Here is a 13,213-nt window from a genome sequence, read left to right as displayed (position 1 = left end):
CTCTCACCGTCGTCTTGATTGGTAGGCACGCTCCGCTTTGCCCACCCTACGAAATCTAGCCTTGCGGACCGTAATAGGTGCAGCTCTCGTTGCAACTGTCGCGGTGGATGCTGACGCGGGTCAGCTTGCCGATATGCGCCAGGCGCTCCCAGACGAAGCGCGACAGGTTTTCCAGCGTCGGCTTGCCCAGCGCCTCGATCTTGTTGAGAAACTTGTGGTCGAGCGTCAGGCGCACGTCCTCGATGGCGCGCTGGAGCAGGCCGAGGTCGACCACCATGCCGGTGTCGGGATCGGGCGTGCCGCGCACCGTCACTTCGGCGCGGAAGGAATGGCCGTGGATCTCTTCGCTCGCCGGGCCAAAGGTCGTCCCCGACAGCGAGTGCGCCGCCTCGAAGCGGAACGATTTCGTCAATTCCCACATCTGTTCGAAAACCCAATCCCTATCTGATGCCGAGCGATTTATGCGTCTGTACGCTGAGCCGCCATTGCGGATGCTGCAGGCAGTAGTCGATCGCCCGCGCGGTGTTCTCGGCGACCTCGGGGCCGTCCATCGGCTGCAGCGAGAAGCGCTCGAAGGCGAGCCCCTCGAAAGTCTCGGGCGCGGCGAGCGCCTGCGGATAGACCAGCTTCAGCTCGTGCCCGCGGCGCAGCACCAGCTCGCTGCCGCCCTTGGGGCTGACGCAGATCCAGTCGAGCCCTTCGGGCGCCGCGATCGTGCCGTTGGTCTCGACCCCGATCTCGAAGCTCCGCGCATGCAGCGCCTCGATCAGGGCCGCGTCGACCTGCAGCAGCGGCTCGCCGCCGGTGAGCACGACGTAGCGGTTGGCGGTGGAGGCCGTCCATTGCGCGGCGATGGTGTCGGCGAGCTCCGCAGCGGATGCATAGCGGCCGCCGAGCGTGCCGTCGGTGCCGACGAAATCGGTGTCGCAGAACTTGCAGGTCGCCTCGGCGCGATCGGCCTCGCGGCCGCTCCAGAGGTTGCAGCCGGCAAAGCGGCAGAACACGGAGGCGCGTCCCGCATGGGCGCCTTCGCCTTGCAGGGTCAGGAAGATCTCCTTGACCGCGTAACTCAATGGTCTCTCCTCAAACTATCGGACTTGCCGGGTTCCGGATCTGCCGCAGCGCCTCGCCTGCAGCCATCGCCGCGGTCATGGCGACATTGAGCGACCGCAGCCCCGCATTGATCGGGATCACCAGCCGCGCATCGGCGGCCTCGACCACAGCGTCGGTGACGCCGGCGCTCTCGCGTCCGAATAGCAGGATGTCCGACGTCTGGTAATGAAAATCGCGGTAATCGGTGGCGCCTTTGGTGGTGAACAGCAGCAGCCGGTAGCCCTGTGCCGCGCGCCATTCCTCGAAGGTCGTCCAGGACACATGGCGGGTGATGCTGACGTGATCGAGGTAGTCCATTCCCGCCCGGCGGAAATGCCGGTCGGAGACCGGGAACCCGGCCGGCTCGATGATATGGGCAGCCATGCCCAGGCAGGCGCAGAGCCTGAGAATCGTGCCGGTGTTCTGGGGGATGTCGGGCTGGAAAAGTGCGATCTGCATGGGCATCGACGGGGTGGTTGAGGGCCGGAAATGTCTCAATAAAACATCGCAGGCCCGGGAATTCGTGCATTGCACGCTTCCCCGCCGTTAGCGGGCTTGCGCTCGCCCGGCAAGGGTGCCAATAGAACGATTCTGGACTGCTGTTTTCGCCCTATTCTGGTGGGGACAAGCGAAGTTCTGCCGCCGCGGGGGGCCGCGGGCGCCGGCAGCTCTGTTCCGGGGACCTTTGGGGGGCTCCTGGAGCGGTTCCGCCGGCAGCATAAGAAGAAAGGGTTGGAATCGTGACGACAGCGTCTTCGGCGGACCATCCGACACGCCGTGATTTCTTATTCGTTGCAACGGGGGCAGCTGCAGCAGTAGGGGGCGCGGCTGCGCTCTGGCCCTTTATCTCTCAAATGAATCCGGATGCCTCGACCATCGCCGCCGGTGCGCCGATCGAGGTCGATCTCAGCCCGGTCGCCGAGGGGCAGGACATCAAGGTGTTCTGGCGCGGCAAGCCGATCTACATCAGCCACCGCACCAAGAAGCAGATCGACGAGGCGCGCGCCGTCAACGTGGCGAGCCTGCCCGATCCGCAGACCGACGAGGCCCGGGTCAAGGCCGGCCATGAGCAGTGGCTGGTCGTGATTGGCATCTGCACCCATCTCGGCTGCATCCCGATCGCTCATGAAGGCAACTACGACGGGTTCTTCTGCCCCTGCCATGGTTCGCAGTACGATTCGTCCGGCCGCATCCGCCAGGGGCCCGCGCCCGCGAACCTGCCGGTGCCGCCGTACCAGTTCGTTTCCGACACCAAAATCCAGATCGGCTGAGCTTCGGACCATTGTCCGAAGTTTCGCGCCGTCTCGTCGTTATATTTCCTCAGGATCGCATCATGAGCGGACCATCCGACTACCAGCCGAGCAATCCGGCCCTGCAATGGATCGAGCGGCGTCTGCCGATCCTCGGCCTCATGCACTCTTCCTTCGTCGTCTATCCCACCCCGCGTAACCTGAACTACTGGTGGACCTTCGGCGCCATCCTCTCCTTCATGCTGGGGATGCAGATCCTCACCGGCGTGATCCTGGCGATGCACTACACGCCGCATGCCGATCTCGCCTTCAAGTCGGTCGAGCTGATCGTCCGTGACGTGAACTTCGGCTGGCTGCTGCGCAACATGCACGCCTGCGGCGCGTCGATGTTCTTCTTCGCGGTCTACGTCCACATGCTCCGCGGCCTCTATTACGGTTCCTACAAGGAGCCGCGCGAGGTGCTCTGGATCCTCGGCGTCATCATCTACCTCCTGATGATGGCGACGGGCTTCATGGGCTACGTGCTTCCCTGGGGCCAGATGAGCTTCTGGGGCGCCACCGTCATCACCAACCTGTTCTCCGCCATTCCCTATGTCGGCGAGAGCATCGTGACGCTGCTGTGGGGCGGCTATTCGGTCGGCAATCCGACGCTGAACCGCTTCTTCTCGCTGCACTATTTGCTGCCGTTCCTGATCGCGGGCGTCGTCGTGCTTCACGTCTGGGCGCTGCACGTCGCCGGCCAGAACAATCCTGACGGCGTCGAGCCGAAGACGGAAAAGGACACGGTGCCGTTCACGCCGCACGCGACCATCAAGGACATGTTCGGCGTCAGCTGCTTCCTGCTGCTCTACGCCTGGTTCATCTTCTACATGCCGAACTATCTCGGCGATGCCGACAACTACATTCCGGCGAACCCGGGCGTGACCCCGCCGCACATCGTGCCGGAATGGTATTACCTGCCGTTCTACGCGATCCTGCGCTCGATCCCGAACAAGCTCGCGGGCGTCATCGGGATGTTCTCGGCGATCATCATCCTGTGCTTCCTGCCCTGGCTCGATGCCGCCAAGACGAGGTCGTCGAAGTACCGGCCGCTGGCCAAGCAGTTCTTCTGGATCTTCGTCGCGGTCTGCATCCTGCTCGGCTATCTCGGCGCACAGCCGCCGGAAGGCATCTACGTGATCGCCGGCCGGGTCCTGACGGTGTGCTACTTCGCCTACTTCCTGATCGTGCTGCCGCTGCTCTCGCGCATCGAGACGCCGCGGCCGGTACCGAACTCGATCTCGGAGGCGATCCTGAGCAAGGGCGGCAAGGCCGTGGCGTCCGTGATGGTCGCCATCGTCGCCGCCGGCGCGCTGTTCCTCGGCAGCATGCAGGATGCGCGCGCATCCGAAGGCAGCGACCAGCCTCCGGGCAACAAATGGTCGTTCTCGGGCCCTTTCGGTAAGTTCGACCGCGGTGCGCTCCAGCGCGGCCTGAAGGTCTACAAGGAAGTCTGCGCGAGCTGCCACGGCCTGTCCTTCATCGCCTTCCGCAATCTCGGAGATCCCGGCGGCCCCGGCTATTCGGTGGCGCAGGTGGCGGCGTTCGCCTCCGACTACAAGGTCAAGGACGGTCCGAACGATGCGGGCGACATGTTCGAGCGCCCGGGCCGGGCGGCGGACTATTTCCCCTCGCCGTTCCCGAACGAGCAGGCCGCGCGTGCGGCGAACGGTGGTGCGGCTCCGCCCGACCTGTCGCTGATCACCAAGGCACGCTCCTACAAGCGCGGCTTCCCCTGGTTCATCTTCGACTTCTTCACCCAGTACCAGGAGCAGGGCCCCGACTACGTCGCCGCGGTGCTGCAGGGCTTCGAGGAGAAGGTGCCGGAGGGCGTCACCATCCCGGAGGGCTCGTACTACAACAAGTACTTCCCGGGGCACGCCATCAAGATGCCGAAGCCGCTCAGCGACGGCCAGGTGACCTATGACGACGGCTCGCCGACCACGGTCGCGCAATACGCCAAGGACGTCACCACGTTCCTGATGTGGACCGCCGAACCGCACATGGAAGCCCGCAAGCGCCTCGGCTTCCAGGTGTTCGTGTTCCTGATCATCTTCGCCGGCCTGATGTACTTCACCAAGAAGAAGGTCTGGGCCGACTCGCACTGAGCGGCGCGAGACGAGAAAATGAAAAGGCCCCCGAAAGGGGGCTTTTTTGTTGGACACGCGCGTGTGTTGTTTGGCGCGATTGCCTATCTGCCGCTCACCCGCCAAAATACCGCCAACCGCTCCCCCAGACACTCACCGGAGGACCACCATGGGAACCACCGTCACCTTCAAGCGCCCGGATGGCAAGGACGCCTCGGGCTATCTCGCCAATGCCGCGCGCGGCAACGCGCCGGGCGTGGTCGTGATCCAGGAATGGTGGGGCCTGTCGGACCAGATCAAGGGCCTGTGCGACCGCTTCGCGCTCGCCGGCTTCGATGCGCTCGCGCCCGATCTCTACAAGGGCAAGGTGGTGCCGTATCACGACACGGATGCGGCCGGCAAAGAGATGAATTCGCTCGACTTCATGGACGCCACCACGCAGACCGTACGCGGCGCCGCGCAGTACCTGTCGCGCAACGGCGCCAAGGTCGGGCTGACCGGCTTCTGCCTTGGCGGCGCCGTCACCATCATCGGCGCGGTCCATGTGCCTGAGCTCGCCGCCGGCGTCGTGTTCTACGGCATCCCGCCGGAGCAGGCGGCCAAGCCCGCCGACGTCAAGATCCCGCTGCAGGCCCATTTCGCCAACAAGGACGATTGGTGCACGCCGGAGCTGGTCAGCGGCTTCGAGAAGGCCATGAAGGCCGCCGGCAAATCGCTCGAGCTGTTCCGCTATGATGCCGAGCACGCCTTCGTCAACGAGCAGCGCCAGGCCGTGCACGACCGCGAAGCCGCCGAGCTGGCCTGGGGCCGGGCCACGGAGTTTTTCCGGAAGCATCTGGGGTAGGGCGCTGGCCCGGATGGAGCGCAGCGTAATCCGGGGCTGTCTCGTCGTGGCACGAGCCCCGGATTGCGCTGCGCTCCATCCGGGCTACGGCACCGTGCCCACCCTTGACGCCGCCCCCTCGCCATGGTGAGTATCCGCCCCATGAGCACCGCAGCCCGCCCATCCCGTCGTTGGTGGCGCACCTCCTAAGAGGTGGCCGGTGCGATTTCTTTTCCCAAAATCGTCTGAGGTCGCCTGCACAGCGCGGCGGCCTTCTCGTTTGTCCTGTGTGGCGTTCCCTCGGCAAGTTTCGTAAGAGGACCCCATGAACAGGACAGTCTTTGCCCTCCCGGCCCGAAGCGACTACGTGACCCGCGCGGGTCTGGCGATCACGCGCGTGGCGGAGCAGTTTACCGGCGGCGCCAACAGGCTCGACGATCTCATCAACCTGCTCGACCGCCGCCGCGGCGTGGTGCTGTCCTCGGGCACGACCGTGCCCGGCCGCTACGAGAGCTTCGACCTCGGCTTCTCCGATCCGCCCCTCAAGCTCGAGACCACGGGCGTCGATTTCAGGCTGGAAGCGCTGAATGGGCGCGGGCAGGTGCTGATCGCCTTCCTCGGCGACGTGCTGCGCGAGCCCTGCGTCGTGATCTCAGAGAAGACGGCGAACCGCCTGGCCGGCCACATCGTCCGCGGCGAGGCGCCGGTCGAAGAGGATCAGCGTACCCGGCGCGCCAGCGTGATGTCGCTGGTGCGCGACATCATTGCCGCCTTCTCCGCCAACGATGACGGCCTGCTCGGCCTGTTCGGCGCCTTCGCCTACGACCTCGTTTTCCAGATTGAGGATCTCGTGCAGAAGCGCCCGCGCGAGGCCGACCAGCGCGACATCGTGCTCTATGTTCCCGATCGCCTGCTCGCCTATGACCGCGCCACCGGCCGCGGCGTGGTGCTCTCGTACGACTTCGCCTGGAAGGGCAAATCGACCGAAGGCCTGCCGCGCGAGACCGCCGACAGCCCGTATCAGAAGACGCCGCGCCAGGGTTTTGCCGATCACGCCCCCGGCGAGTATCAGGCAACCGTCGAGACCGCGCGCGCGGCCTTTGCCCGCGGCGATCTGTTCGAAGCCGTGCCGGGCCAGCTCTTCGCCGAACCCTGCGACCGCTCGCCGGCCGAAGTTTTCCAGCGTCTCTGCGTCATCAACCCGTCGCCCTATGGCGCGCTGATGAATCTCGGCGAGGGCGAATTCCTCGTCTCGGCCTCGCCCGAAATGTTCGTGCGCTCCGACGGGCGCCGCGTCGAGACCTGCCCGATCTCGGGCACGATCGCCCGCGGCACGGATTCGATCGGCGATGCCGAGCAGATCCGCAAGCTCCTGAACTCGGAGAAGGACGAGTTCGAGCTCAACATGTGCACCGACGTCGATCGAAACGACAAGGCGCGCGTCTGCGTCCCCGGCACGATCAAGGTGCTGGCGCGCCGCCAGATCGAGACCTACTCAAAACTGTTCCACACCGTCGACCACGTCGAGGGCATGCTGCGCCCGGGCTTCGATGCGCTCGATGCGTTCCTCACCCACGCCTGGGCGGTGACCGTCACCGGCGCGCCAAAACTCTGGGCGATGCAGTTCGTCGAGGACCACGAGCGCTCGCCGCGGCGCTGGTACGCCGGTGCGATCGGCGCGGTGAATTTCGACGGCAGCATCAACACCGGCCTCACCATCCGGACCATCCGCATGAAGGATGGTCTCGCCGAAGTGCGCGTCGGCGCCACCTGCCTGTTCGACTCTGATCCTGCCGCGGAAGACCGCGAGTGCCAGGTCAAGGCCGCCGCCCTGTTCCAGGCGCTGCGCGGCGATCCGCCGAAGCCGCTCTCGACCTTCGCACCTGATGCCACCGGATCGGGCAAGCAGGTGCTGCTGATCGACCACGACGATAGTTTCGTGCACATGCTGGCCGATTATTTCCGCCAGGTCGGCGCCGACGTCACTGTGGTCCGCTATGTGCATGCGCTCAACATGCTCAAGCAGAAGAAGTGGGATTTGCTCGTGCTGTCGCCCGGCCCCGGCCGCCCCGAGGATTTCGGGATCAAGAAGACGATCGACGCGGCGCTGGAGAAGAAGCTGCCGGTGTTCGGCGTCTGCCTGGGCGTGCAGGCGATCGGCGAATATTTCGGCGGCGAGCTCGGTCAGCTCACCCATCCCGCCCACGGCCGGCCCTCAAGGGTGCAGGTGCGCGGCGGGCGGCTGATGCGCAACCTGCCGAACGAGATCGTCATCGGCCGCTACCACTCGCTGTTCGTCGAGCGCGACAGCATGCCGGAGGTGTTGAGCGTCACCGCCAGCACCGAGGACGGCGTCGCCATGGCGCTGGAGCACAAGACCCTGCCGGTCGCCGGCGTGCAATTCCACCCGGAATCGCTGATGTCGCTCAGTGGTGAGGTGGGCTTGAAGATTGTCGAGAATGCGTTCCGGCTGGATGCACCGGGCAATTGAGAGGCACGAATGACTTTTGACCACGACCTGAAGGCAAGCGTCCGCACCATCGTCGACTATCCCAAGCCGGGGATCATGTTCCGCGATATCACGACCTTGCTCGCGGACGCGCGCGCGTTCCGTCGCGCGGTTGACGAGCTCGTCAATCCCTGGGCCGGCAACAAGATCGACAAGGTCGCAGGCATGGAAGCGCGCGGCTTCATCATCGGCGGCGCGGTGGCACACCAGCTCTCGGCCGGCTTCGTGCCGATCCGCAAGAAGGGCAAGCTGCCGCACACCACCGTGCGGATTGCTTACTCGCTCGAATACGGCATCGACGAGATGGAGATGCATGTCGACGCCATCCAACCCGGCGAGCGGGTCATCCTGGTCGACGACCTCATCGCCACCGGCGGCACCGCGGAAGGCGCGGTGAAGCTGCTGCGCCAGATCGGCGCCAATGTGGTCGCCGCCTGCTTCATCATCGACCTGCCCGAGCTCGGCGGCGCCGCCAAGCTGCGCGCCATGGACGTGCCGGTGCGCACGCTGATGACGTTCGAGGGGCACTGAACGGCGAGGGGCGCTTCGCGCTCTACGACCGCTGCAGGATCAGGTTGAGCTCCAGCTCCCGGAACGCGAGGTAATTCCGCCGGGTCCATTGGTGCAGCTCGGTGGACGAATCCTTTTCCTGGCGCAGATAGCCGGTGAAGGAGAAGTTCAGCCGGTCGATATAGGTCTTCAGGAAGCCGGGCAGGGCGGGCAGGCGGAACAGCCGGCCGCCTTCCATCGCAGGCGGCAACTCGCCGCGCACGACGTATTCATTGTCCACCGTGATCAGGCTCATCCGCGGGATCTGTCCGCGCAGCATCTCGTGGGCGCGGGCCGAGACGCGGTCGGTATCGGCCACGAACATGATCTGCGGTGCGACGTGCCGGCGCGCCGCTTCCTTGAGCAGGCCGATCTCGTCGGTCATCTTGAAGAACTCGTCGAAGGCATGGAAGCCGAGGTCGATCACCTTGGCGAGGCCGTCGTCGACGATGACGCGGTCCATCAGCTGCATCTTGCCGTAGGTGTCGATCACGTCGGCGGTCTCGGTCACCTTCGGCAGGTAATCGAGCAGCGACGGCTCCTTCAGATTGACGTCGAAGGCCGCGACGTTTCCGTTCTTGAGCAGCAGGAATTCAGCCAGCAGCCGCGCCAGCAGGGTCTTGCCGACCTGCGGGCGGGGCGAGCAGATGATGTAGACGGGTGTCACGGGCATTGCGGCTATTATCTGAGCGAACTTGCCGCCCCAATCCAGCCGTATCAGCCCGAGTGGTGCAACTATTTTTCGCTGTTGCGGGTCGCGGGCTTCGAACCGACGATGTCGGTCAGGCGGATACGATCGTATTCGCTCCAGACATTGGCCAGCCAGTGCCGGACATAGCCGCGCAGCACGAACGAATAGTTCGCGGCGTCGTCGTTGATGCCCTTGTTGGCGACGAATTTCAGGAACGGAACGGAGGACACCTCCACCTGCTCATAGGCCATTTCGTTGAGCTTGGGGATGGTTAGCTCGGTGGCGTCCTTGATGCGGTGGAAGTAGGAGTTGTAGGTCGCCTGGTCCCACTGGAAGAACTGGGTGTCGTTGATGAAGTTCTTCACCAGGAAATATTTTGCGCCGGTCATGAAGCCCGCGGTCTCGGCGATCTCCTCCAGCGAGGCGATCGAGGGGCCGAGGATATGGAACACCGCGAAGGTGATCTGGCCCGCCTTGGCGGCGTCGAGGAAGCCGATGTCGCGCAGCGAGGCCAGGGCCGGTGAGAGCAGGCCGGCGCGGACGTCGATGACGGTGACCGAAGGGCTGACAGCGTTGAGCGTGTCGAAGATCTTCATCTGGTCGGCCGTCGTCGTCATGTCGACGATCTCGGTGATATCGGGGTGGAAGCGCTTCAGGGTTCCGCGCGGCGACTCCGTGTCGAACGCGCGGGTCGGCACGTTGTTGGCTGAGAAATAATCGAGCAGGGTGCGCGACACCGTGGTCTTGCCGACCCCGCCCTTGTCCGCGCCCACCACAACCACTGCCGGCTTTGCCATTGCTGTCCCCTAACGCGCGCCCCCGATCGCGAGGTCGCAATCGGCCGGGCCCCAAATCGATGTCCCAAGAAGGTCCCAAGTCTGCTGTTGGGCGCGAACATGGCAGAAACAAGGGAGAATTCAATTCCTCGAGCCCTGCTTGCTGCAATTCCCGAGGTTTTTCCAGGTCAGTGTGAAACCCGCCACGCACCGCGGCCGATCACCTCGCTCAGTGACGGCCCCACGGTCCCATCGGATTGCCCGCCGGGGCTCCTGAGGGGCTCGGTGCGGGAACGGGCGGTGGGCTGGCCGGGGCGGGCGCATCGCCCCACGGGCCATGCGGGGGCGCCGGCGGGGCGTCTTGTGGATTGGCTTGCGCCTCGGGTTGTTCCGTCTCGGACTGATCCGTCTCCTCGGCCGGGTCGGGCAGCGGACCGGGATCATGGCCGCCGGCGAACTTGACCAGCGCGTCGACCCTCGACTGCACCGAGGGGTGGGTTGCGAACAGGTCGGCAAAGCCCTCGCGCGGATTGTCGACGCAGAGCTCCATCACCGCCGAGGTCGCACCCGGAAGCTCGCCGCGATTCTCGATCTTGCGCAGCGCCGAGATCATGGCATCGGGATCCTTGGTCAGCTCGACCGAGCCGGCGTCGGCGAGATATTCGCGCGAGCGCGACAGCGCCAGCTTCACCACCTGCGACATCAGCCAGGCCACCACGATCAGCACGACCGCGATGATGATGACGATCACCGCGCCGCCGCCGGAGCTCTTGCTGTCGCTCGACGACGAGGACGACGAGCGCGACGAGGAGGAGGAGCCCGAGGACCACGAGCCGCCGGAGTTCCAGCTGAAATTGGTGAACACGCGGAAGAACAATTCGCCGAAGAAGCCGACCACGCCGGCGATGATGACGGCGACCACCATCAGCTGCACGTCGCCGTTCTTGATGTGGGTCAGCTCGTGGCCCAGCACCGCCTCGATCTCCTTGTCGTTCAGCGCATTGAGGAGACCGGTGGTGACGGTGACCGAATATTGGCGCGGATTGAGGCCGGTCGCGAACGCGTTCAGCGCCGGGCTGTCCATGATCTTCAGCTTCGGCATGGTGATGCCGCGCGAGATGCAGAGATTCTCGAGCAGATTGTAGAGCCGCGGCTGCTCCTGCCGCGTGACGTCATGGCCGCCGGTCACCGCGTCGATCATCGATTGATGGAAGAAATAGGCGATCACGATCCAGACCGCTGCCGCAATCGTCGCGAAAGGGGCGGCCTTGAGCAGGTCGGTGAAGGCGCGGCTCAGGTAATAGGCGACCGTGCCGTTGCCGTTGATGACGACTTCTGCGACCAATGCGCCAGCATAGACCAGCACGTAGACCAGCGCGAACAGGCCGCCGAGCAGCAGCATCGAACGAAACTTGTTCGAGGCGATGTGCGTGTAGAGACCATACGCGGCCATGACTGCTTCCGTTAGCTCCTGTTATTCCGGGGCACGCCCCCGAACTTGGGTCTACCCGAGTTCGGTAATTTTGGTGGTCCAAGTCGGCAGAAGCCGACTTGGATGGCATGAACCCGGAATCCAGAGCTTAGTGTCGCGGTCGAGGTTTCGGGTTCGCGTCTTCGACGCGCACCGGAACGACGAAGGTGAGGGTCATGCACCGATCAGAACTTCACCTGAGGCGTGGCCTCGACCTCGGTGCGGCTGGCGCCAAGATCGAAGAAGTCCTTCTTGGTGAAGCCGAACATGCCGGCGAAGAGAGCGGCGGGCATCTGCTGGATGCCCGTGTTGTATTCCTGGACCGCGTTGTTGAAGAAGCGGCGGCTCGCCGCGATCTTGTTCTCGAGGTCGGAGAGCTCGGATGCGAGCTGCTGGAAGTTGGCGTTGGCCTTGAGGTCCGGATAGGCTTCCGACAGCGCGATCAGTCGGCCAAGCGCACCGGAGAGCTGGTTCTCGGCGGCGGACACTTGTGCCGGTCCCTGTGCCGACATCGCCGAGTTGCGCGCCTTGATGACGTCGTCGAGCGTGCCGCGCTCATGCGAGGCATAGCCCTTCACCGTCTCCACCAGGTTCGGGATCAGATCGTGGCGCTGCTTGAGCTGCACGTCGATATCGGCAAAGGCCTGGCCGACGCGCTGGCCCAGCGCCACCAGGCGGTTGTAGGCGCTGAACGCCAGGAACACGAGAACGACGATGACGCCGAGAACGATCCAGCCGGTCGACATGGAGAACTCCTGAAGGGGAAGAAGGCGGGCGCTAGGGTAAACCAAATTGGCGCAGAGCGAGAGCCCCGGCGCGGAACGAAGGTAAGACTTGGTCGGATCAGGAACCGTCCGAGTTCAAGGCAAAAGCCCCGAACGAGGTTAACTTTCGGCAATCACCGCGTCGCCCCAGCGCCAGCGACGGGCGTTCGCGTAGGCGGCCTTGTCGCGGCGCGGGACCTTGGTCAGTGCTGCACCGTCCTCGGTGCAGAGCTTTGCCGTGATCTCGGCCTTGCCGACATCCGGCGGCGCCAGCACACGCGCGGCGCGGCTGTCAGGCGGAGTGCGGGTGAGGGCGACGTAAATAAAGCGCTCGTCCTCGAACGGCACCTCGGCGCCTTTGATCTGGCGGTGCGCCTGCGAGCGCGGCAGGCGCTGGGAGAAATGGCACCAGTCGGGCGCGGCGAGCGGGCAGGGCTTGTCGTGCGGGCAGGGCGCGGCGACGAAAGCGCCGGCCGCGATCAATTGCTGGCGCAGCGCGAGGATGCGGGCATAGCCGGCGGGCGTGCCGGGCTCGATCACGACCAGCGCGTGGCGCGCTTTCGCCCACATCGCCTCGGTGAGCTTGCGCTGATCGGCCTCGCCGAGCTCGCCGATGATGTAGCTGGCGATCACGAGGTCGGCCTGCGAGACTTCAGCGAGGTTGCCGCCGGCGTCGCCCGGCAGATAGCGGCACTCCGCGAGGCGCGTGCTGTCGCGTGCGAGGTCAAGCGCAAGCCGGCTCAGCGTGGCGTTGGCGTCCAGAAGCGTGAAATCCTGCAGCGACGGAAACGCTTCCGCCGCGGCCCAGCTCGCGGTGCCCGGACCTGCGCCGACGTCGAGCAGGGTTCCCGGGGCAAGGCTAGGTACGATCTCGGTCAGCGCGTTCAGGCTCGCGGCCACCGCGGCGTAGGTCGCCGGCATGCGTGCCAGCGCATAGGCGAGGGCATCGGCCTCGGACTTGATCGTGCCGGAGCCGCCGCCTTTGCGATAGGTGGTCGAGATTTTTTGCGAGCGCTGCGCGGCGTCCGTGCGGGAGAAGCCGACGAGCTTTCCGTCGAGGGCGGCTTTCAGTTCGGCGGGGAGGGTGGGTGAGATCATGCTTGCCCACCGTCATTCCGGGGCGCGCGAAGCGCGAACTCAGATGCGCGATTGCGCATCCGAG

General features: G+C 65.1%; 13 protein-coding genes. 5 read left to right on the top strand and 8 right to left on the bottom strand.

Annotated elements, in window-relative coordinates; translation table 11 throughout:
* Positions 1–55: 55 nt before the first annotated feature.
* Genes A7X65_RS29830 through A7X65_RS29820 form a run of 3 tightly spaced genes read right to left on the bottom strand, consistent with a single transcriptional unit; the run spans position 56 to position 1,551 of the window.
* Positions 56–421, bottom strand: coding sequence for a 6-pyruvoyl trahydropterin synthase family protein (locus A7X65_RS29830; RefSeq protein ID WP_063692063.1), 366 nt, complete (start codon positions 419–421; stop codon positions 56–58).
* Positions 422–440: 19 nt separating this feature from the next.
* Positions 441–1,073 (bottom strand): 7-carboxy-7-deazaguanine synthase, encoded by a 633-nt coding sequence (queE, locus tag A7X65_RS29825; RefSeq protein ID WP_063692061.1) that lies wholly within the window; start codon positions 1,071–1,073, stop codon positions 441–443.
* A 10-nt stretch (positions 1,074–1,083) separates the two neighbouring features.
* The gene (locus tag A7X65_RS29820; protein WP_063692059.1) at positions 1,084–1,551 is read right to left on the bottom strand and encodes a tRNA (cytidine(34)-2'-O)-methyltransferase; all 468 of its coding nucleotides are present in this window, start codon (positions 1,549–1,551) and stop codon (positions 1,084–1,086) included.
* Positions 1,552–1,832: 281 nt separating this feature from the next.
* On the opposite strand from A7X65_RS29820, the gene petA reads away from it, so the two are divergent.
* The 5 genes from petA (at position 1,833) to A7X65_RS29795 (ending at position 8,331) form a co-directional block, all read left to right on the top strand.
* Complete coding sequence (petA, locus tag A7X65_RS29815) at positions 1,833–2,363, top strand: ubiquinol-cytochrome c reductase iron-sulfur subunit (RefSeq protein ID WP_063692057.1); 531 nt, start codon at positions 1,833–1,835, stop codon at positions 2,361–2,363.
* Positions 2,364–2,425: 62 nt separating this feature from the next.
* Positions 2,426–4,489: a cytochrome b/c1 gene (gene fbcH, locus A7X65_RS29810; protein WP_063692055.1), complete on the top strand. Its 2,064-nt coding sequence runs from the start codon at positions 2,426–2,428 to the stop codon at positions 4,487–4,489.
* A 148-nt stretch (positions 4,490–4,637) separates the two neighbouring features.
* Positions 4,638–5,312 carry a dienelactone hydrolase family protein gene (locus A7X65_RS29805; RefSeq protein ID WP_063692054.1) on the top strand — a complete coding sequence of 225 codons (675 nt, stop codon included), beginning with the start codon at positions 4,638–4,640 and terminating at the stop codon, positions 5,310–5,312.
* 304 nt (positions 5,313–5,616) lie between these two features.
* Complete coding sequence (locus A7X65_RS29800; RefSeq protein WP_063692052.1) at positions 5,617–7,782, top strand: anthranilate synthase component I; 2,166 nt, start codon at positions 5,617–5,619, stop codon at positions 7,780–7,782.
* Between the two features lie 9 nt (positions 7,783–7,791).
* The gene (locus tag A7X65_RS29795; RefSeq protein WP_063692050.1) at positions 7,792–8,331 is read left to right on the top strand and encodes an adenine phosphoribosyltransferase; all 540 of its coding nucleotides are present in this window, start codon (positions 7,792–7,794) and stop codon (positions 8,329–8,331) included.
* A gap of 22 nt (positions 8,332–8,353) precedes the next feature.
* Here A7X65_RS29795 and A7X65_RS29790 read toward each other — a convergent pair whose 3' ends face one another.
* The 5 genes from A7X65_RS29790 to A7X65_RS29770 form a co-directional block, all read right to left on the bottom strand.
* Positions 8,354–9,022 carry a P-loop NTPase family protein gene (locus tag A7X65_RS29790; protein ID WP_063692048.1) on the bottom strand — a complete coding sequence of 223 codons (669 nt, stop codon included), beginning with the start codon at positions 9,020–9,022 and terminating at the stop codon, positions 8,354–8,356.
* A gap of 62 nt (positions 9,023–9,084) precedes the next feature.
* On the bottom strand, positions 9,085–9,837 hold the full coding sequence (locus A7X65_RS29785) for a P-loop NTPase family protein (RefSeq protein ID WP_063692046.1): 753 nt from the start codon (positions 9,835–9,837) through the stop codon (positions 9,085–9,087).
* 208 nt (positions 9,838–10,045) lie between these two features.
* The gene (locus A7X65_RS29780; protein ID WP_063692045.1) at positions 10,046–11,269 is read right to left on the bottom strand and encodes a M48 family metallopeptidase; all 1,224 of its coding nucleotides are present in this window, start codon (positions 11,267–11,269) and stop codon (positions 10,046–10,048) included.
* A 203-nt stretch (positions 11,270–11,472) separates the two neighbouring features.
* Complete coding sequence (locus A7X65_RS29775; RefSeq protein WP_014497379.1) at positions 11,473–12,033, bottom strand: LemA family protein; 561 nt, start codon at positions 12,031–12,033, stop codon at positions 11,473–11,475.
* Between the two features lie 138 nt (positions 12,034–12,171).
* Entirely contained in the window at positions 12,172–13,149 is a 978-nt protein-coding gene (locus tag A7X65_RS29770; protein ID WP_063692043.1) for a small ribosomal subunit Rsm22 family protein, read from the bottom strand.
* Between the last annotated feature and the right edge of the window lie 64 nt (positions 13,150–13,213).

The organism is Bradyrhizobium stylosanthis, from assembly GCF_001641335.1.
Classification (GTDB): domain Bacteria; phylum Pseudomonadota; class Alphaproteobacteria; order Rhizobiales; family Xanthobacteraceae; genus Bradyrhizobium; species Bradyrhizobium stylosanthis.
Note: the sequence above shows the minus strand (reverse complement) of the source record. Positions and strands in the feature narration are given on the sequence as shown.